At 64.9% G+C, this 19507-nt stretch carries 14 protein-coding genes, 1 tRNA gene and 1 riboswitch; of the genes, 7 read left to right on the forward strand and 8 right to left on the reverse strand.

The window, feature by feature from the left end:
• The first annotated feature begins 268 nt into the window (after positions 1–268).
• On the forward strand, positions 269–661 hold the full coding sequence (locus ABT24_RS01815; RefSeq protein WP_286737299.1) for a hypothetical protein: 393 nt from the start codon (positions 269–271) through the stop codon (positions 659–661).
• Positions 662–670: 9 nt separating this feature from the next.
• On the opposite strand, the gene ABT24_RS01820 is transcribed toward ABT24_RS01815, so the two are convergent.
• The 3 genes from ABT24_RS01820 to msrA form a co-directional block, all read right to left on the reverse strand.
• Positions 671–2719: a TonB-dependent receptor gene (locus tag ABT24_RS01820; protein ID WP_276727946.1), complete on the reverse strand. Its 2049-nt coding sequence runs from the start codon at positions 2717–2719 to the stop codon at positions 671–673.
• Positions 2720–3050: 331 nt separating this feature from the next.
• The gene (locus tag ABT24_RS01825; RefSeq protein ID WP_013104963.1) at positions 3051–4133 is read right to left on the reverse strand and encodes an HPP family protein; all 1083 of its coding nucleotides are present in this window, start codon (positions 4131–4133) and stop codon (positions 3051–3053) included.
• Positions 4130–4693, reverse strand: coding sequence for a peptide-methionine (S)-S-oxide reductase MsrA (gene msrA, locus ABT24_RS01830; RefSeq protein ID WP_276727950.1), 564 nt, complete (start codon positions 4691–4693; stop codon positions 4130–4132). Before msrA ends, ABT24_RS01825 begins: the two co-directional genes overlap by 4 nt.
• Before the next feature lie 139 nt (positions 4694–4832).
• Here msrA and ABT24_RS01835 point away from each other — a divergent pair, with 139 nt between their 5' ends.
• Positions 4833–5351 carry a copper chaperone PCu(A)C gene (locus ABT24_RS01835; RefSeq protein WP_276727953.1) on the forward strand — a complete coding sequence of 173 codons (519 nt, stop codon included), beginning with the start codon at positions 4833–4835 and terminating at the stop codon, positions 5349–5351.
• Positions 5352–5643: 292 nt separating this feature from the next.
• On the opposite strand, the gene ubiD is transcribed toward ABT24_RS01835, so the two are convergent.
• On the reverse strand, positions 5644–7197 hold the full coding sequence (ubiD, locus tag ABT24_RS01840) for a 4-hydroxy-3-polyprenylbenzoate decarboxylase (RefSeq protein WP_276727956.1): 1554 nt from the start codon (positions 7195–7197) through the stop codon (positions 5644–5646).
• A gap of 305 nt (positions 7198–7502) precedes the next feature.
• Between ubiD and ABT24_RS01845 the strand changes: the two genes are divergently transcribed.
• The gene (locus ABT24_RS01845; RefSeq protein ID WP_013104967.1) at positions 7503–8366 is read left to right on the forward strand and encodes a lytic transglycosylase domain-containing protein; all 864 of its coding nucleotides are present in this window, start codon (positions 7503–7505) and stop codon (positions 8364–8366) included.
• 21 nt (positions 8367–8387) lie between these two features.
• Positions 8388–8493, forward strand: a riboswitch (ZMP/ZTP riboswitch).
• An 89-nt stretch (positions 8494–8582) separates the two neighbouring features.
• Positions 8583–9830, forward strand: a complete 1248-nt coding sequence (glyA, locus tag ABT24_RS01850; protein ID WP_276727959.1) for a serine hydroxymethyltransferase — start codon at positions 8583–8585, stop codon at positions 9828–9830.
• Here glyA and ABT24_RS01855 read toward each other — a convergent pair.
• Positions 9818–10555 carry a GNAT family N-acetyltransferase gene (locus ABT24_RS01855; RefSeq protein ID WP_276727962.1) on the reverse strand — a complete coding sequence of 246 codons (738 nt, stop codon included), beginning with the start codon at positions 10553–10555 and terminating at the stop codon, positions 9818–9820. The two genes, glyA and ABT24_RS01855, sit on opposite strands and share 13 nt — an antisense overlap.
• Positions 10556–10583: 28 nt before the next feature.
• Positions 10584–14642: a trifunctional transcriptional regulator/proline dehydrogenase/L-glutamate gamma-semialdehyde dehydrogenase gene (putA, locus tag ABT24_RS01860; RefSeq protein WP_276727965.1), complete on the reverse strand. Its 4059-nt coding sequence runs from the start codon at positions 14640–14642 to the stop codon at positions 10584–10586.
• A gap of 391 nt (positions 14643–15033) precedes the next feature.
• On the opposite strand from putA, the gene ABT24_RS01865 reads away from it, so the two are divergent.
• Both ABT24_RS01865 and ABT24_RS01870 read left to right on the forward strand, forming a co-directional pair.
• Positions 15034–15270, forward strand: coding sequence for a cyclic nucleotide-binding domain-containing protein (locus ABT24_RS01865; protein WP_286737300.1), 237 nt, complete (start codon positions 15034–15036; stop codon positions 15268–15270).
• A 208-nt stretch (positions 15271–15478) separates the two neighbouring features.
• Entirely contained in the window at positions 15479–16900 is a 1422-nt protein-coding gene (locus ABT24_RS01870) for an HDOD domain-containing protein (protein WP_276727971.1), read from the forward strand.
• Positions 16901–16907: 7 nt separating this feature from the next.
• Here ABT24_RS01870 and ABT24_RS01875 read toward each other — a convergent pair whose 3' ends face one another.
• A complete protein-coding gene (locus ABT24_RS01875) occupies positions 16908–17570 on the reverse strand; it encodes a LysE family translocator (protein ID WP_276727973.1) in 663 nt (220 codons plus the stop codon).
• A gap of 22 nt (positions 17571–17592) precedes the next feature.
• Positions 17593–17669: transfer RNA gene (locus ABT24_RS01880), tRNA-Ile, on the reverse strand.
• A 356-nt stretch (positions 17670–18025) separates the two neighbouring features.
• Here ABT24_RS01880 and ABT24_RS01885 point away from each other — a divergent pair.
• On the forward strand, positions 18026–19477 hold the full coding sequence (locus ABT24_RS01885; RefSeq protein ID WP_276727977.1) for an MFS transporter: 1452 nt from the start codon (positions 18026–18028) through the stop codon (positions 19475–19477).
• The last annotated feature ends 30 nt before the right edge of the window (positions 19478–19507 follow it).

Genomic DNA, 19507 nt, shown 5'->3' on the forward strand with positions numbered 1-19507 from the left:
AGACGCAGCTCGCCTTCAAGATCACAGGGTCTCCCGCCGTGCTTTCCCAGGCCGTGCGGGGATACCACCAGGGCTGAAGCCCGCTCCCCGCACGGCACATTGCCCGGAAGGCGAATCGCGCTTTCCGTTCAACGTGCAGCCGACGGGGACCCGTTCCGAGACTTACTGAAAGACCGCGCTCGCGGTCTGCCCGTTTTACCGGGCTGCCCCGCAACGGGTATTCACCGGAGGCTGCATTCCACATACCGCGCCAGGAGCGCGGCGGGTAATGCACGAAGGTGATGCCAATGATTCTCACAAGAAGTTTCGTCAGGGCGAAACAGCCCTGTTCCGCTGGATTCCGCTGGGCATGCTCACCCCCAGCAGCCTGCCCAAGGCGGCGGCCATTCTGCAGTCGCCCGATCCGCTGGCGGCCTTTCACAAAAACGAGAACGACTACGACTTTGCCGCCAACGGCCAACCCGGCGGCGGCATCGAGCCGGCGGAGTCCATCACCCCCAAGGTACGCGCCGAGCTGGCGGCCAATCTCGCGCTTTACAACAGCGAAAAGCTGTTTGGCGTGCCGGTGGTGATCTGGCGCAAGGCCGATGGTCGCGCCGACATGATGATCGGCGTGCCCTCGGATGCGCAGATTCAGATCATGCTCAAGCAGGCGCGCTGAACGCGCCGCTCACAGACTGATCTGCACCCCGGCGGCGATGCCGCGCCCGGGCAGCGGCGCGAGTTGGCGCAGGGTGTCGATCGCGTTGGCGCTGTAAGCCGTCTGGTCGAGGAGGTTGCTCAGTTTGACGAACCACAGCCCGGTGCGGCCACTTGCCGTGAAGCGCTGCGTCAGGCTGGCGTTGACGCGCACAGACCCAGGAGTCGGGCCGAGCAGATCGCTGCTGGGCACGCGGTTTTGCCGTGCGGCCATTTGCGCTTCGACGCGCGCGCTCCAGTTGCCGCGGGTGTAGTTCAGCGCCGGAGTGAAGTGCAGCGGGGCGATGCGCGGCAGCGGCTGGCCGTTGGTCAGGTCGTCGGCGCGCACCCAGTCGAGCCGTGCGGCGAGATCCAAGCGCTGCCCGCCCTGGTCGAGCAGGGGCTGCAACAGGCTGGCCTCGATGCCGGAAAAGCGCGCCTGCACGCCGACGTAGAGAAATTCCGGCAGCGAATCTGGCGTGTCCAGCGGCACCGGATTTCCATCGCCATCAACGGTTTGGCCCCCGCGAACCAGCCCGATGTAATTGCTGTAGCGGGTGAGAAAGGCGGTGGCTGAATAGCGCGCTCTGGCGTTTTCCACCTTCACGCCCAGCTCCACGCTGTTGCTGCGCTCCTTGCGCAGCGCGGGGTTGCCCCGCTCGTAGGCGCCGGTGGCGTCGTGCGGGCCATTGGCGTAGAGCTCGTCGTAGCTGGGCGCGCGCTCGTTGTGCGCAAGCGTGCTGGTGAGCGCCACCTGCGGCGTGAGCGCGTATTGCGCCTGCACCGCCACGCTCATCGGCGTGAAGCGCTGCGCGCTGGCGGCGCCAAAGCGGGCGATTCCCGTGGCGCCTTCACCGTCTGAACTCACCCGCGCGCTTTCCAGCCGCGTCCCGGCCGACCAGGCCCAGCGCCCGCTGGCGCCGCTGGCCAGGCCGAAGACCGCGGTATTGCGGGTGTGGGTCTGCGGCAGGAAGGCCTCGTCCCCCAGCGCGGAAAAGGCCAATCGCAGCGCTTGCAAACCCAGTTGCAAGTCGATGCCGACCAAGCGGCGGCGCAGGGAAAGCTGCAGCGTGTCGCCCTGGTTGACGAACCGGGTCGCGGGCTGGCCGGAGTCGAGTTCGGTATGGCGGTAATGGGTATGGGTGTAAGCCAGGCCGAGCGCATCGGCGCCGAGTACATGCCGCAGTTCCCCGCGTAAGCTGGTGCGTTCGGAGCGCATGTCGATTTCCACGTTGGGATCGACGATGGTGCCATAGCGGTTGGCATCGCTGCGCACCGAAAGGCCGACGAATCCCCAGCGGCCGATCACCCCGCCGCCCAGACCGCCGCCGTAGCCGTCGGCGGCGGAGTTGCGCACCCGGCCATCGACGATCGACTCCGCCTGCGCACCGTCTGGGGCGACATAGTCGCTGGCTCGACGCTTGTAGCCGTCGGCGTGCAGGCCGAGCGCGCCGTTGCCGCCGTCGAGCGAAAACGCCGCCGATCCGCCAGGAAACGCGCTGTCGCCGCGAAGCTGGGCGATGCCTTCGACGCCGCGCAGCGGCGCGGTGGGAATGGCGTCGTCGATCACGTCCACCACCCCGCCGACCGCGCCGCCGCTGTAGGGCAGGGCTTGCGGACCGCGCAACAGCTCGATGGCGCGTGCCGCCAGCGGGCTGAGCGGGGCGTTGTGGTCATAGCTCGCGGCGGAGGCGTCGAGCAGCGGCGAACCGTTGGACAGGATGTCCACCCGGTTGCCATCGAGCCCGCGCACGACGGGTCGGTCGGCGTTCGGCCCGTACCAGGTCGAGGTCAGTCCCGGCAGACCGGAAAGCGCGGCGCCGAGGGTGCTCGACTCGCCCTGGCGCAGCAGGAGCTGCGGCCCGGTCAGATCGACCGTCGGCGCGCCTGGTGCGCCAATGACAGGGGCAGCGACGACATCAATCGCAGGCAAGGAGGGGGTCTCGCCAGCGGCTTGCGCCTGCGCGGGTATGGTCTGCGCGAGCAATAATGCCAGCGCTAGAGGCCGCAATTGCGGCAAGGGGTTGAGAGTTTTCGGCATGGAGGACAGGGCAGAAGAAACGTCTGAGAACGATTCGAGTGTCACGTTATCTTATAACGTAACACTGCGATGTGAAGGGCCTGTGCCGCGTCCACGCCTTAAGAGAAACCCCAGGTCTGCCACAAGATTTTTATCCCCCTCGCAGCTTGCAAGCTGCTCGGATTCGGCTCCGCCCAGGCTGCCGCACAGCGGATTGGGGCGTGGGCCTCATCCACCTCGCGGCTTGCAAGCCGCTCGGATTCGGCTCCGTCCAAGCTGCCGCAGGGCAGCTTGGAGCCGCGGGCCTCATCCCCTTGCGGTCTGACGTCAAGGGGGGCGGACTGGGGCGGTTTTACCCTGTCGTGTCCGGGTGTCCTTGCTGCGCGGGCCGGTGCAGGGCGCGCATGACGTCGCTTTGCGTGATCATGCCAACCAAGCGTGCGGCGTCATCGACCACCGGAATGTGATGGTGGCCGCTGCCCGCGAAGAGCGGAATCAGCTCCGACAGATGCCGTGCTGCAGACACCACCTGCACCCGCCGCGTCATGCGCGCGGCAACGGGTGTGGCCGACTCGCGCATGGCGCTGGGCGCTGCATCCGGGTCGGTGCGCAGATCGGCCGCGGTGACGATGCCGATGACCTGCCGCTGTGCGTCGATCACGGGAAGCGCCTTGATGCCATGCTCTTCCAGGCGATGCAGGGCGTCGGCCACGCTGTCATCGGGGCGGGCGGTCTGTACGTCACGCTGCATGATGTCGCTGCAGCGCACGCTGTCCAGCCGCTGTTGGTAGGCCTGCGTCTGGGCGTCTTCGAGCAGGCCACGCAGGGTGGCGCGGTCGATGTCGAGCACTTCGCCGTAGCGGGCCACCGCGGCGTCGATGGCGCTGGAGAGTTCGTCCGCATTGGGCAACACGGCGTCAGCCGCGGGCTGCGGGGCGGGGTGCGGTCTGCGCGTGGCCGCATGCCACAACAGGGCACAGAGCACCAGCAGCGCGGAGTTCAAGGCAACTGGCATGAAGGCAAAACGCCAGTCCGTGGTGTGGGTCAACACCGCCAGCAAGGCCGCCGCGCCGCCTGGCGGGTGCAGGCATCGCGCCTGGAGCATCAGCGCAATCGCACCGCCGACGGCCATGCCGGCTGCCAGCCAAGGCGGGCCGATCCAGAGGGCGCAGGTAATTCCCGCTAGCGTGCCGAGGGTGTTGCCGCCAATCACCGACCAGGGCCGTCCCAGCGGGCTGCTGGGCAGCGCAAACACAATGACGGCGCTGGCGCCGATGGGGGCGACCAACCACGCCAGCTGCGTCCAGCCGCTTGCGCCTTCGACCCACTGGCTGATCGCGCCCACGGCGGCCACGCCCAGCACTGCGCCCAGCGAAACACGAAACCATTCGGCGATGCCTACGCGCGGGCTGCCCGCGGCCTGTACCGCGCTCATGCATCCTTACGCAGCAAGGCGGCGTATTGGCGGCGCAGCTTATCGACCTTCGGCGCAATCACCGCGGCGCAGTAGCCCTGATAGGGATGGTGCGTGAAATAGTCTTGATGTTCGGACTCCGCGGGACTGTAGTTCGCTTCCGGTGCGATCTCGGTCATGATGGAATCGGTGAAAAGCGCTCGATCGCGCAGGCCTTGCACATAGGCGCGCACGGCGGCGAGCTGGGCTGCGTCATGGGTGTAGATGCCCGAGCGGTATTGCGTGCCGACATCGTTGCCCTGCCGGTTCAAAGTGGTGGGGTCGTGCATGGCGAAAAATACCTCGAGCACCGTGTCCAGACTGAGCACATCGGGGTCGAAATCCAGCCGGATCACTTCGGCATGGCCGGTCTGCCCCGTGCAGACCTCACGGTAACTGGGGCGCAGCGTCGTGCCATTGCTGTAGCCGCACTCCACGCGCAGCACACCGCGCAGCGGGCGGTAGGCGGCGTCGAGGCACCAAAAACAACCGCCAGCGAGGGTGATGCGCTGGGGCAATGCGGGCAAATTGAAGTCGGACATGGGGCGAGAGTCGTGAGTGCGGCAATTTGCCGCGGTCTGGGGATTGTCGAAGGCTGACAAAATGCACGCCTTTTCTATGGCGATTTTCGCTGACTATCCGCGGAGACGTTGTGCGGTTGTAAATATGAGGAGTTAATTGATGAAGCGTCTCAATTTGAGCCGTCGCCAGGCACTGGTGATGACTTCTGCCCTGCTGATGTGGGCCGCCGCCCCGGCCGCACTGGCGCAACGCGCAGGGGATATCGAAGTGACACGGGCGCAGGCGCTGCCGTCGATTCCCGGTGCGCGCAATGGCGGCGGATTTCTGACTCTCGTCAACCACGGTAAGCAAGACGACAAGATCGTGTCCGCCGCCTCACCCGTCTGCGGCCATGTCGAGCTGCACACCATGAGCATGGAAAACAACATCATGCGTATGCGCGAGGTCGGCGACATTCCGGTGCCCGCAGGCAAGACCCTGCGCATGCAGCCGGGTAGCGGCTATCACCTAATGTTCATGGACTTGAAAGCCCCGCTGAAAGAGGGCGAGAGGGTGCCGGTGACGGTGAAATTCGCCCATGGCGGGCAGATGGAACTGCAACTCAAGGTCGAGCCGCGCGACAAGATTGCGGGCGATGCGCCCATGCCGGACAAGGCCATGCAAGGCGGCATGCACTGAGAAGCCCGCAGACCCCTGAAATTGAGACGGGCCGCAAACCTGGAGGTATGCGGCCCGGGGTTCCGACAGTCGGGTTTGCTGCCGCCTGTCAAGCTCATGCAGGGATGCATGATGGGGGTCTAACAACAGTCCGGGTTCCACCCGATCTGTTTGCCGTAGCAGCTGCACTGCAACGACGAACCAAAGGTACGCCTCCTGCGTTGTCTGCGTCAAGATGAAACATGACTGCGGGCTAGGGGTATGGCTGAGACTCCCGAACAGCCTCTGCGCAATATCTTGAATTCATTGCGTTTTATGTCGTAGTCGGGCACGCCAGCAGGGTGTCGATCAGGCCTTGCATGCGAGCCTGCGCCTGGGCATCCGGCACGATGGCGCGGCCCCATTCGCGCTGAGTCTCGCCCGGCCACTTGTGGGTGGCGTCCAGCCCCATTTTTCCGCCCAGGCCCGACTGCGGCGAGGCGAAGTCCAGATAGTCGATCGGCGTGTTGTCCACCAGCAGCGTGTCGCGCACCGGGTCCATGCGGGTGGTGATGGCCCAGATCACGTCGTTCCAGTCGCGGATGTTCACATCGTCGTCGGTGACGATGATGAATTTGGTGTAGAGAAACTGCCGCAGAAAGCCCCAGATGCCGAACATCACCCGCTTGGCGTGACCGGCGTAGGCCTTGCGGATGGACACCACGGCGAGCCGGTAGCTGCAGCCCTCGGGCGGCAGATAGAAGTCCACGATCTCAGGGTATTGTTTCTGCAGGATGGGCACGAACACCTCGTTGAGCGCCACGCCCAGCACGGCGGGCTCGTCCGGCGGCTTGCCGGTGTAGGTGGAGTGGTAGATCGGCTGCTCGCGATGGGTGATGCGCTCGACCTCGAATACCGGAAACCAGTCTTGTTCGTTGTAATAGCCGGTGTGGTCGCCGAACGGGCCTTCGAGCGCGTGGAGATAGCCGTTTTTCTCCATCAGCGGCGCGCCGGTTTCGCTCTCACCCTTCCACCCGGCTGGAGCGGGCGGCAGATGGCCTTCGAGCACGATTTCCGCCGAGGCGGGAACCTGTAGATCGAGCCCCACGCAGCGAGCCACTTCGGTGCGCGCCCCGCGCAGCAGGCCTGCGAACTGGTATTCGCTCAAGGTGTCGGGTACGGGCGTGACCGCACCCAGCGTGGTGGCCGGATCGGCGCCCAGCGCAACGGCCACAGGGAAGGGTCGCCCAGGATTGGCCAGGGCGAATTCCCTGAAATCGAGGGCGCCGCCCCGGTGAGCGAGCCAGCGCATGATGAGCTGGCGGCGGCCGATGCGCTGCTGGCGGTAGATGCCCAGATTTTGCCGCTTGCGGGGTTGCGGCACGTTTTGCGGGCCTCGCGTGATGACCAGTCCCCAAGTGAGCAGCGGCGCCACGTCGCCCGGCCAGCAGGTCTGCATCGGCAGGCGGTTCAGGTCGACGTCGCCGCCCTCCAGCACGACCTGCTGGCAGGCGGGGCGCGAAACGGTACTCGGGCGCATGTCCCACACCGCTTTGACCAGATGCATCAACTCGCCCGCATCTTTCAAGCCTTTCGGCGGTTCAGGCTCCTTCAGGCGGGCGAGCACTTCGCCGATGCGGCGCAGCTCGCTCACGTCTTGCGCCCCCATACCCAGCGCCACACGCTGCGGCGTGCCGAACAGATTGCCCAGAACCGGCATGGCGTAGCCCGTCGGCCTTTCAAACAACACAGCTGGCCCACCCCCGCGAAGCAGGGCGTCGCAGACCACCGTCATGTCGAGATGCGGCGATACGGGCTCGGCCGTGCGCCGCAGCAGGGAAAGAGTCTCCAGTTGGGAGAGAAAGTCGCGCAGATCCCGATATTTCATATAACCAATAGAAGTGAAAGATAAGACCTTGTGCGTTGACTGGGAATAACGACGTTCCTAAAATTCGATCCGTGTTTGCCCTAGGTGCCTGAACTCAGGCGGGCAGCACACTCGCCCCGAAGCACGCCTTGCCGCGAACGACACAAAGATCGAACGCTGCAATCGATGCAGGCCTTTCTCGAAGGCCGCATCTTAGGCTGCCGGGCTCCCTCGGTGAGCCTGTGCTGTCGGATCTGTGCCCTTGGGAACTGGCGCTGGCTGTCTTGCGACACCGCGGCAATTCCATTCAGACACAGGAGTGTTCCATGTTGAACGCCATGCAATCTTCCCTGCCGCGCGCACGTCGGCTGGCAGGTGGATTTTGGGAATTGACCCACCAGACTTTGATGATGGTGGGCTTGTTTGTGGTGGCCGGAGGTGCGTATCTGTACTTCCAGCCTCAAGCGATGACGACCCTGGACCGCGGCCTCACGCAGTGGGTCATGGCGCGCAAGACAGCGGCTGACGAACTTCAGGCGCTGGCGCAAAAGCCGGCCGATGCCCTGCTGCCCATGGTGCAGGCTGAGCCCGCGCCGGGCAATGGCTTGCCGGTGCTCACGCCGCAACAGCGCACGGTCTCCAACTGGCTGGCGCGGCGCTACAGCATTGCGCCCAATGCCATGGCGCAGCTCGTCAGCGCCGCTTGGACGGTCGGTCGCCAGCAAAAACTCGATCCTCTGCTCATTCTGGCGGTGATGGCGGTCGAGTCTTCGTTCAATCCTTATGCAGCCAGCGGCGTGGGCGCCACCGGCCTCATGCAAGTGATGGCCAATGTGCACCGCGACAAGTTCGCTCCCTTTGGCGGGCCGCAAGCCAGTATCGATCCGCTGGCCAATATGCGCGTGGGCGCGCTGGTGCTCAAGGATGCCATCCAGCGCGGCGGTTCGGTGCGCGCGGGCTTGCGCTACTACGTCGGCGCCACGAATGACGCGAGCGAGGGCGGTTATGCCGACAAAGTGCTGGCCGAACAGGCGCAGCTCGAACGTGTGGCTGGCGTAGCGCCCAAGCCGGTCGCAACGCCGATGACGGCCAGCACGGCGGGCCACATCGTCGCGCCGCATGCGGCGCCTGCCACGGCCAAATCGACGGTAGCCGCAGAGCCTGAACAAAAACACGCCTCACTCACCTGACGCCACGCGACGCGTTAACATCTTCATCTGCACGACTGGCGATAGAAACCGGCAACATCCGCGGTTTCGAGGTGGGACGAACCACCGGGGAGTGCTGGACTTTAAGCCGTTCGCCTGGGCCAGCGCCATCGCTGTCAATGATCTTCATCAGCCCAGGCTTGCGCACTTCCGCATCTTGAAGGAAGCTGGCGCGGGCCGTTCAGACGGAAATTCGCCATGTTCGACCGCCGCATCACCATCGCCCAGACCGACCCCGAGCTCTGGGCCGCCATCCAGTCCGAGAACCAGCGTCAGCAAGACCACATCGAGCTGATCGCCTCGGAAAACTACACCTCGCCCGCCGTCATGCAGGCGCAGGGCTCGCAACTCACCAACAAGTACGCCGAGGGCTATCCCGGCAAGCGCTATTACGGCGGTTGCGAATTCGTCGATATTGCCGAGCAACTGGCGATCGACCGCGTCAAGCAGCTCTTCGGGGCCGAGGCGGCCAATGTGCAGCCCAACTCGGGCTCGCAGGCTAATCAGGGCGTGTTCTTCGCCTTGCTGCAACCTGGCGACACCATCATGGGCATGAGCCTGGCCGAAGGCGGCCACCTGACCCACGGCATGCCGCTGAACATGAGCGGCAAGTGGTTCAAGGTCGTGAGCTACGGCCTGAACGCGCAGGAAGAGATCGATTACGACGCCATGGAGCGTCTGGCGCACGAGCACAAACCCAAGCTGATCATCGCCGGGGCTAGCGCCTACAGCCTGCGCATCGATTTCGAGCGTTTCGCCAAGGTGGCCAAGGCCGTGGGCGCCTACTTCATGGTGGACATGGCGCATTACGCCGGGCTGATTGCCGCTGGCGTCTATCCCAACCCCGTGCCCCACGCCGACGTGGTGACCACCACCACGCACAAGAGCCTGCGCGGACCGCGCGGCGGCGTGATTCTGATGAAAGAGCAGCATGCCAAGGCCATCAACAGCGCGATCTTCCCCGGCATTCAGGGCGGCCCGCTGATGCATGTGATCGCGGGCAAGGCGGTGGCGTTCAAGGAGGCGCTCGCACCTGACTTCAAGGTCTATCAGCAGCAGGTGTTGACCAATGCCCGCGTGCTGGCCGAAACGCTGACGCGGCGCGGCCTGCGCATCATCAGTGGACGCACCGAATCGCACGTCATGCTGGTGGATCTGCGTTCCAAGAGCATTACCGGCAAGGAAGCCGAAAAAGTGCTGGGCGAGGCGCATCTCACGGTCAACAAAAACGCCATCCCCAACGATCCCGAAAAACCGTTTGTCACCTCGGGCATCCGCGTGGGCTCGCCAGCCATGACCACGCGCGGCTTCAAGGAGGCCGAGGCCGAGAAGACCGCCAACCTCATTGCCGACGTGCTCGACAACCCGCACGACCCGGCCACGCTGGAGCGGGTGCGCGCCGAGGTGAAGAAGCTGACCGACGCATTCCCGGTTTATTCCGCCTGATCGTCGGCTGCGCCCCTCAGGGCGGCGGTGGTGAGTGCCGAGAGGCGCTCGCGCTGTCGCCCTTTTTCATCGAAGTTTTCCGCGGCCAGCCAGCGCGTGAAAGCGGCGCGCAGTGCGGGCCACTCGCCGTCGATGATGCTGAACCAGGCGGTGTCGCGGTTGCGGCCTTTGACCACGGCGGCCTGGCGGAATACCCCCTCGAAGCTGAATCCGAGCCGCCGTGCCGCCTCACGCGAGGCGGCGTTGAGCGCATTGCATTTCCATTCCAGTCGGCGGTAGCCCAGTGCAAATGCCTGGTCCATCAGCAGGAACAGGGCTTCGGTCGCCGCGCGCCGACGTTGCAGCAAGGGCGAGAAGTAGAGGTGGCCGATCTCGATGCTGCCAGCCGCCGGGGTGATGCGCAAATAGCTGGCTAGCCCGGTGGCGCGGCCAGTGCCTGAATCGACGATGGCAAAGAACAGCGGATCCTGGCCCAGGCAAGTGGCCTGCATCCAGGCCTGGTAGTCGAATGCCGAGGCGAACGGACCGTAGGGCAGATAGTTCCAGCCGTCGCCGCGGGCATCCAGGGTTTGCGCGGCGTAGAGGTCGGCGGCGTGGCGCTGCGGGTCGGCGGGTTCCAACGTGCAGGTCGCGCCGATCAACGCGGCTCTCGCGGGGGGAGGAGGGGCGGTAAATCCGGGGACGGGCTGGCCGAGCGCGGCGGTGGATTGCGGGTCGGTTGGCATGGTGGCTTTTGGCGGCATGTGAGACGAGTCAGCCCAGGGTCATGAGTTGCGCGTTGCCGCCCGCCGCAGCGGTGTTGACGCTCAGGCTTTGTTCATGCACCAGGGCGGTGAGATCCATCATCGCACCGTCTGCAAGCTGGGCTGGGCGCAGGCTTTCGATGCGCAGGATCAGGCCGTCGCGCTGCGCCAGCTGGTCTTGCAAGCGGGCCAGGGCGTCGGCGTCGCCCTCAAACAAGACCACGCTCAGTTCAGGCAGGGTGTCGCGCTGGGTTGGAGGGCAGGAGCGCACATATGCCTTCACCGCGGGTGGCAGCGCGTCCAAAAAGGGGGCGAGCGGGCTGTCGGGGCTAGGCGCTTCGATGAGGGCGAGGTTACCCGTGGCGAGCGTGGCGGCGATGTGATGCACCAGGCCCAGCACCGTTTGCGGTATGCACCAAACTCCGCCACTGCGGGGCAGAAGCCGGTAGCGGTTGGATTCTCCCGTCGGCCCAGGCAGGGTGTAAACCGAGCTGATCGGGCTGTGGGCGAGATAGTGTTCGCACGCAGCCTGCGCGCGCGTCGTGTCCTCGTCATCCAGATTCATGGTGTGATTCTGCACGGCGGTCAGCAGATCGCGCAGCGCGGCGAGGCTTGCAGGTTCTGGGGTGATCTTGCTGCACTCGGCGGCTGCGGCCGCGAGGTTGGCGGGCAGCGCGCTGTTGGCCTGCGGCAGAGGCTGCACCAGCCGGTGCAGATAGAGCGGGCCACCGGCCTTGGGGCCGGTGCCCGAGCGGCCCATGCCGCCGAAGGGTTGCACGCCGACCACGGCGCCGATGAGATTGCGGTTGACGTACACATTGCCGGCGTGAATGCGCTCGCTCAGCTCGGCAATGGTTTCGTCGATGCGACTGTGCACGCCGAAGGTCAGGCCGTAGCCGGTGGCGTTGACGGCGTCGAGCACCGCGCCGAGTTGCTCGCGCCGGTAGCGCAGCACATGCAGCACCGGGCCGAATACCTCGCGTTGCAGGCGGTCGATGGTGTCGAGCTCGATCAGCGTGGGGCGAACAAAGGTGCCCAGCCCGCCGCTTTCATCGCGCCCCAGCCGGGTGACGCAAAGGCCAGCGGCCTGCATGCGGGCGATATGGGCTTCGAGGTTGTCGCGGGCCTCGGCATCGATGACGGGGCCGACGTCGATGTGCATGCGGTCGGGGTTGCCCAGGCTCCAGTCTTCCATCGCGTCTCGGATCATGCCGATCACCCGGTCGGCCACATCTTCCTGAATGCACAGCAGGCGCAGGGCCGAGCAGCGCTGACCGGCCGAATCGAAGGCCGAGGTCAGCACGTCGGCGACCAACTGCTCGGCCAGTGCGGACGAGTCGGCAATGAGCGCGTTCTGCCCGCCGGTCTCCGCGATCAGCACAATGCTGCGGCCCTGCGGGCTGAGGCGCTTCGACACGGTGCGCGAAATCAGTTGCGCCACTTCGGTGGAGCCGGTGAACATCACCCCGGCCACCGCCGGATGCGCCACCAGCGCCGCGCCCACCGTGCCGCCGTCTCCGGGAACGAGCTGCACCGCATCGGTCGGCACGCCGGCCGCGTGCAGCGCGCGCACCAAAGCGGCGGCGATGAGCGCGGTCTGTTCGGCGGGCTTGGCCAGCACCGCATTGCCTGCCGCCAGCGCGGCAGCCACCTGACCGCAGAAGATGGACAGCGGAAAATTCCAGGGACTGATGCATAGCACCACGCCCAGCGGACGATGGGTGGCGTTGTCAAACCGCGCCGCCGTTTGCGCGGCGTAGTAGCGCAGGAAGTCCACCGCTTCGCGCACCTCGCCGATGGCGTTGGGCAGGGTTTTTCCGGCTTCGCGCACGATCAGCCCGAGCAAGTTCTGCATCTGCTGTTCGAGCGCGTCAGCCGCGCGCTGCAGGCAGGCGGCGCGCTCGCCGGGCGGGGTGACTTGCCAGATCGGCGCGGCGCTCTGGGCGCGGCGCACGGCTTCGTCCACTTCGGTTCGGGTCGTTTGGCGCACCCAGCCCACCTGATCGCGCGGATCGGCGGGGTTGAGCACGGGCACCCAACCTTCGGCGGCGGCCTGCGCGTTATCGGCGGGCGGGGGTTGATCTGCGACGGTTGGCGACGCGTAGGCCATGTGCTGCGCGCTGCGCAGCAGCGCGGCGCTGAGCGAGGCCAGCTGTTGCTCGTTCGCCAGATTCAGCCCGGCGGAATTCAGACGCGCTTGCGCGCCCAGCCCGGAAAACAGTTGCCGCGGCAGCGGAATACGCGGATGCGGCGCGCCGAGCACGCCGGTCTCGATGGCAATCGCGCGGGCCTCGTCCACGGGGTCGGTCACCAGTTCGGACACGGGAACGGCGTCGTCGCCGATGCGGTTGACGAACGAGGTATTGGCGCCGTTTTCAAGCAGGCGTCGCACAAGATAGGCCAGCAGGGTGTCGTGCGTTCCCACCGGGGCGTAGATGCGGCAGGGGCGGGCCAGCTTGCCCGCGCTGGCCGGGCCGACGACCTGGTCGTACAGCGGCTCGCCCATGCCGTGCAAACACTGAAACTCGTATTGCCCAGCGTAGTAATTCTCCCCGGCCATCTGCATGATGGACGCCAGCGTCTGCGCGTTATGCGTGGCGAATTGCGGATAGACCGCGTCTGGCGCGGCCAGCAGTTTGCGCGCGCAGGCCAGGTAAGACACATCGGTATGCAACTTGCGGGTGTAGACCGGATAGCCGTCGAGCCCGTCGATCTGCGCACGCTTGATCTCGCTATCCCAATACGCGCCCTTCACCAGCCGCACCATCAGCCGGTGCCCACTGCGCCGGGCGAGGTCGACGAGATAGTCGATGACGAACGGACAGCGCTTCTGGTAAGCCTGTACCACGAAGCCGATGCCGTTCCAGCCCTTGAGAGCCGGGTTGAAGCACAGAGCTTCGAGCAGGTCGAGCGAGAGCTCCAGCCGGTCGGCTTCTTCGGCGTCGATATTGATGCCCACGTCGTAGCGCCGCGCCAGTTCGACCAGGGCGGTCAGGCGGGGCAGCAGTTCATCCATCACCCGTGCGTACTGGGCCCGTGTATAGCGGGGATGCAGCGCGGAGAGTTTGACCGAAAGCCCTGGCCCCTCGAAGATGCCGCGGCCGTGCGAGGCCTTGCCGATGGCATGCAGGGCCTGTTCATAAGCGGTGAAGTAACGCTGCGCGTCGGCCTCGGTGATCGCCGCCTCGCCCAGCATGTCGTAGGAGTAGCGAAAGCCCTTTTTCTCCTGCGGACGGCTGTTGGCCAGCGCCTCCGCAATGGTCTGCCCGGTGACGAACTGCTCGCCCATCAGCCGCATGGCGCGCTGCACGCCTTGGCGGATCAGCGGTTCGCCCCCCTTGCCGATAAGCCGCGACAGCGCGCTGGCCAGCCCTTTTTCACTGGCGGTTGCCGTCAGTCTGCCGGTCAACATCAGCCCCCAAACGGCCGCGTTGACGAATACCGACGGCGAGTGACCGAGATGGGCCTGCCAGTCGCCCCGACTGATCTTGTCGCGTATCAAGGCATCGCGGGTGGCGTTGTCGGGGATGCGCAGCAGCGCCTCGGCCAGACACATCAGCGCCACGCCTTCCTGGCTGGAGAGCGAAAATTCCTGCACCAAGGCCTCCACGCCGCCCATTTCGCGCCTCGCCCGCACGCCTTCGACCAGCCGCTCGGCCATTTTCCGGACGGCCATGCGCTGGGTGGCGTCTGGAATCTGCGCCAGCTCGATCAGCATGGGCAGACATTCCGGCTCTGGCCGATGCCAGGCTGCGGTGATGGCTGCGCGCAGATCGGTCTGCGGCAGCACGTTCTGCGCCCAGTCGAGAAAGGGAGTGGGAAAGGGGGTGGGCAAGGGGGTGGGCAAGGTTGCACCTTCCGGCTCGTCGTGCGGTGTGCCGGGTTGCGACGGCTTTTCGGTCGAGCTCAAGGTGCCAAGAGAAAACTCGCCACGCTCGATGCGTTCCACCATGTTCAGCGTGGCCTGCTTGATCAGCCAGTGCGGTGTACGCCCCAGCCGATCTGCGGCGAGCCGCACCCGTTGGCGCAGGGCTTCGTCCATTTTGATACCGGTTGTGGTTGCGCCCATTTTTATTCCTTTCGCGTGATAGGTTGCAATTATTGATCTTAGGTGCAACCAACGTATCAGGGATAACGCTTATTTCGATACCTTGAGGTGAGTCAACACGCCTTCTTGAGGAAGGCATGCAATGGTCAAGTTGACGCAACCTTAGGAGTCCTGCGATGCCATCCGCCTCAACCCTGCGCGATCTACAGACCCGCACCATTTTGTCGGCCCTGCAGACTGAACAACTGGAACGACTGCTCTCCCATGCCACCGAAGAGCACATCGCGGCAGAGGGTGTGATTTTTCTGCAAGACAAAGAGGCCGACGCCTTCTACATCGTGCGCGAGGGCAAGTTGCAGATTCAGGTGCCGGCCATCAACGGCCCGGGCGTCGAGGTACAGGCGCTGGGCGAGTGGGATGTGATCAGCTGGTCCTGGCTCATCCCCCTTATCGCTGGGCGTTTGAAGCCAAGGCGCTCACGCCGGTCACGCTGCTGCGCTTCGATGGCAAGGCCATCCTGCAGGAATGCGAGAGCGATCCCGCCCTCGGTTATGCCCTGATGAAAATTTTCGCCGGACTCATGTCCGAGCGCCTGCGCGCCGCCCGGCTGCGCATGATGGAAAGCTGGGCGCCGCCTGGCTGGGCTTGATGAGGGTCAGGTCGGCTGGCGCGCCCGCCTTGAAAACACAAAAAATCTGGAATTGCGGCACCGGCTTTGGCCTCTCGCCAAGCAAAGCCGTTAAATTGTGAACTATTCGGCAGGCGAAAAAGCCTAGACGGTAAACAATCAAACAAGTTCCAGTATGTGGCGAGCCTGCTCGACAGCACCCTTCCATTTGCATTGACCCCTCGATTTCATGCCCCTGCCTCAATCTGATTTCACCGCGTCTTCCATTTCGTTTCGAGGGTTTGGCCAGGCCATTGCTCAGCAAAACCTGCCGGCCTTCGGCCAGACCATGCAGGAGGTTTTCGCCGCCACTGAGAACGACAGCCTTTCGGGTCAGCAGATCGCAGAAATCATTCTGCGCGACCCAGCCTTGACCTCCAGCCTGTTGCGCGTCGCGAATTCTGCGGGCATGGGCTATGCCGGTCAAAACAAGGTGCTCACCGTCAGTCGAGCCGTGGTCGTCATGGGCCACAACGCCATTCGCTCGCTCTGTATTTCGGCCCTCGCAGTCGAGAGCATGCCGGAGAACGGCCCGTTTCGCGCTCGCCTTCTGGCCGCTTTGGGCACGGCCTTGCATGCGGCGGTGCAGGCCAAAGACCTCGGTTTGCGCAAGGGGTTACGGCGCGACGAGGCCGAGCGGCTGTTTCTTGAGGCGCTGATGGGGCGCATCGGAGAGCTGGCGTTTTGGTGCTATGGCGGCGAATTCGCGGAACGCGTGGATGAATTGCTTAAATCCGGAGTGAGTCCGGAGCTGGCTGAGCAATCGATATTGGGCATGTCGCTGCTGCAGTTCAGCCATGATCTGCTGCGCGCCTGGAATCTCGATGCGGTGATCAGAGACAGTGCGGAAGTCGCCGTTGCCGTGCAACTGGGTCGAGCCGCGCAGCTGGGCTGGGCGAACCCCGAGGCGCGTCAAGCCGTCCTGCATGTCGCGGCCCTGTTCCGGCAATCCGAGGCCCAGACGCTGAAACGACTGCAAAGCAATGCCGAACAAGCCAGTCAGCTGGCGGTAGTTCTCGGCGCAGGAGCCGCTACGAGGTGGATTCCCGCAACTCCGGCATCAACCGACGAAGAGTCCGCAGCCCAACCGACGGAGCCGCTCGAGATGCGGCCCGCCGAACCGACGGCCGACATGGCCCTGCAACTGCGCATGCTGACCGAGATGAACGCCGTTGCCGTCAGCCGCAAAGAATTGCCCATGCTGTTCGAGGCCTGTCTTGAAGGGCTGCATCGCGCTGTCGGCCTCGACCGTTGTGTGCTTTGTCTGATGACGCCCACCAGAGATCGTTTGCTCGCGCGTCTGGGGGCTGGCTCCGGTGTGGCCGATTTGCGCGCGCGCCTCCAACTGCCCTGGTCGGCCACGCTGGAAACCCAGCTTCAGGCGGGAAGCGTGCGCAGATTCTCGGCCGAGCAACCGCCGCCCGATTTTTTGCTCCAGGCCACGGCTGTGCACGACTGTTTGATGGCCACGCTGACCGTGGATCAAAAAATCATCGGCCTGTTTTATGCCGATCAACAAACGACGCAGCGGCCTTTGACGGCTGAAATCTTCGACGGCTTCAGGCGATTTGTCACCCAGACGGAGCTCATCGTGCGCGGTTTGCCGCGCTGAAGCGCGCTCAAACTCTCTGCAGACGCAGCAGACTCAGACCGAACGCACAGAACACCGAGCCCGACACCCGCTGCGGCCAACCCGAAGCGAACCAGATGCTCAACCGTTTGCGCGCCAGTACGGCCAGCCCCGCATAGGTGCTCAGCGCCAACAGCGAAATCGCCATGAACGTCAGCGTGAGCGCCAGATATTGCGGACCGAGCGGGCGCGAAGCGGTGAGAAACTGAGGAAACAGGGCCGCGATGAACACGATCGCTTTCGGGTTGCTCAACGCCACCATCAAACCCTTGACGTACAACTTATGCGGTTTGTGCGCAACGTCAGCAGTCTGAATCGTCTTCGCTTGCGCCCCATCGGGGCGCCGAGCCGCATGACGCCACTGCTGTACGCCCAGCCAGATCAAATAAGCGGCGCCTGCGAACTTCACCACGGTGAAGGCCAGTTCGGAGGTCTGGAGTATGGCGTTGAGCCCCAAGGCGCTGAGCGTCGCCAATACCAGCAACCCGGTGATATTGCCCAGCGAAGACAAGATGGCGTGCCTCCAGCCGTGGTGCATGGCGTTATGGATGGACAGCATGACCGCAGGCCCCGGCGTGAACGAGGCGGCCAGCGCAAAGCTGATGAACAGCAAGTAAGTCGTCCAGCTTGGCATCGCGAGGGTGGAGCGCAATCGGCTGCGTGTGAGTGAAGATTGGTAGGCCGTGCTGGGCTCGAACCAGCGACCAAAGGATTATGAGTCCTCTGCTCTAACCAACTGAGCTAACGGCCCAACTTGTTGGATTGCGCGAGAACGTCTCGCGCAAAAGGCGACATCTTAGCGGGCGAAGGTGGGTGGTGTGGGTAAGCGAGACACCCTCCATCACATCTGGAACGAGCCGCACGGCTACGCTTGCGCTTTGGTACTTTCCGCAGCCCATAAAACCCTCTGGAAATGCAGCATGAAAGGTCAATGCCAGGGCCATTCAATATCTGAACAAGGCGCTGAAGGGTTTGTGCCAGAGCATGGGTTTGCAGAACGATCTGCAGACCGTGTGCGGCCTGCAAGATCGGCGGCGATTAGCGTTCACGGGCTAAGCTTGCATTGCGGCCCGACTGGGCCGCGCGTTGTTTTGAGGGGTGCTCTGCATGTCGCAAACTGCTGTTTCCTCTTCCACCACAGAGTCGGATGATGCTGTCGTCAGCCGGGCCGCGTTTGTGCGCTTGTTCGCTGCGGTCATGCTGCCGATTTTTTTGGCAGCCGTCGATCAGACCTTGCTGGCGGCCGCCACACCAGCCATCGCGCGTGATCTGGGCGACTTTGCCGATAGCGCCTGGATCGCCGTGGGCTATTTGCTGGCCTCCACCATCATGGCGCCGCTGTATGGACGTCTCGGAGATCGCTATGGCCGCCGCGATGCGCTCATGGCGGCGCTGGGCCTGTTTGCGCTGGGTTCGCTGGCCTGTGCTGCAGCGCAGGGCATGTGGTGGTTGATTGGCGCGCGGCTGCTGCAGGGTCTGGGCGGTGGCGGTTTGATGGTGATGAGTCAGGCACTCATCGGCGAAGTGGTGCCGCCGCGCCAAAGGCCGCGCTTTCAGGCGTATTTCGGCGTGGTGTTCGTGCTGGCCAGCGTGACGGGGCCGGTTTTGGGCGGCTTGGTCGTCAGTCACTTCAGCTGGCGCTGGCTATTCATCGGCAATCTGCCGCTGGCCGTGCTGGCGGTGTGGCGGGTGTCTCGCCTCCCGGCCAGCGCGCGCTATGCGCAACCGGGGCAGTCGCACGATGCCCTGGGCGTTTTGTTGTTCGCCGCTTCGGCTTCCACCCTGTTGTTGTGGCTCACACTGGCGGGGCACCGTTTCGCCTGGGCTTCGCTGCCCAGCGCGCTCATGGCGGGGACGGCATTGGTGCTGGGCATAGTGCTGTTCTGGCGCGAGCGGCGGCATCCCCATCCGTTTCTTCCCCTTGAATTGCTTCATCTGCCCGCCATCGGATGGACGGCCGCCACCATGGTGCTGTTTGCGGCGGGCTTGTTCGCTCTGGTGTTCTTTCTGCCGGTTTATCTGCAGGTGGGACACGCCACCGGCGCGGCGCACGCGGGCCTGCTGCTGTTGCCGCTCACCGCCGGGCTGGTGCTCGGCTCCAACGCCACAGGCCGCGTAGTGGCACGCACGGGCCGTCCCGATGTGCCGGCCCGCTGGGGGTTGAGCGTTGCGGCGATGGCGCTGGGCTTGCTGGGCGTGGTGCCTGCGGCGCCGTGGGTCATCGGTGCGCTGGGGGTTGCGGCGGGGCTGGGATTCGGCACGGTGATGCCGACGGCGCAACTGGTGGTGCAGACGGTGGCGGGGCGCAGCCGCTTGGGCGCCGCGGCGGCCACGGTGTCTCTGGCGCGCTCCACCGGGGCGGCGGTGGGCACCGCGGTGTTTGGTGCGCTGGTGTTCGGCCTGACGTCGAGCGCCGACTTGCAGGCCGCTTTGCACACGGCAGATCCCGCCGCGGCTCAGTCGGTGATTCGCGCTTTCCATCTGGCGTTTTTCTGCGCCGGCGGGCTGACGCTGCTCGCCGCCTGGACCTCCACCCGGGTGCCGCGCGTGACGATTTGACGGCGCGCGCCCGGGTCGGTGGAAAATGTC

Source organism: Thiomonas sp. SCN 64-16 (assembly GCF_001725585.1).
In the GTDB taxonomy this organism is placed as follows: domain Bacteria; phylum Pseudomonadota; class Gammaproteobacteria; order Burkholderiales; family Burkholderiaceae_C; genus Thiomonas; species Thiomonas arsenitoxydans.

Coding starts and splice junctions, on each gene's coding strand:
- ABT24_RS01815 (WP_286737299.1), top strand. CDS start 269: ATGCACGAAGGTGATGCCAATGATTCTCACAAGAAGTTTCGTCAGGGC.
- ABT24_RS01820 (WP_276727946.1), bottom strand. CDS start 2,719: ATGCCGAAAACTCTCAACCCCTTGCCGCAATTGCGGCCTCTAGCGCTG.
- ABT24_RS01825 (WP_013104963.1), bottom strand. CDS start 4,133: ATGAGCGCGGTACAGGCCGCGGGCAGCCCGCGCGTAGGCATCGCCGAA.
- msrA (WP_276727950.1), bottom strand. CDS start 4,693: ATGTCCGACTTCAATTTGCCCGCATTGCCCCAGCGCATCACCCTCGCT.
- ABT24_RS01835 (WP_276727953.1), top strand. CDS start 4,833: ATGAAGCGTCTCAATTTGAGCCGTCGCCAGGCACTGGTGATGACTTCT.
- ubiD (WP_276727956.1), bottom strand. CDS start 7,197: ATGAAATATCGGGATCTGCGCGACTTTCTCTCCCAACTGGAGACTCTT.
- ABT24_RS01845 (WP_013104967.1), top strand. CDS start 7,503: ATGTTGAACGCCATGCAATCTTCCCTGCCGCGCGCACGTCGGCTGGCA.
- glyA (WP_276727959.1), top strand. CDS start 8,583: ATGTTCGACCGCCGCATCACCATCGCCCAGACCGACCCCGAGCTCTGG.
- ABT24_RS01855 (WP_276727962.1), bottom strand. CDS start 10,555: ATGCCAACCGACCCGCAATCCACCGCCGCGCTCGGCCAGCCCGTCCCC.
- putA (WP_276727965.1), bottom strand. CDS start 14,642: ATGGGCGCAACCACAACCGGTATCAAAATGGACGAAGCCCTGCGCCAA.
- ABT24_RS01870 (WP_276727971.1), top strand. CDS start 15,479: ATGCCCCTGCCTCAATCTGATTTCACCGCGTCTTCCATTTCGTTTCGA.
- ABT24_RS01885 (WP_276727977.1), top strand. CDS start 18,026: ATGTCGCAAACTGCTGTTTCCTCTTCCACCACAGAGTCGGATGATGCT.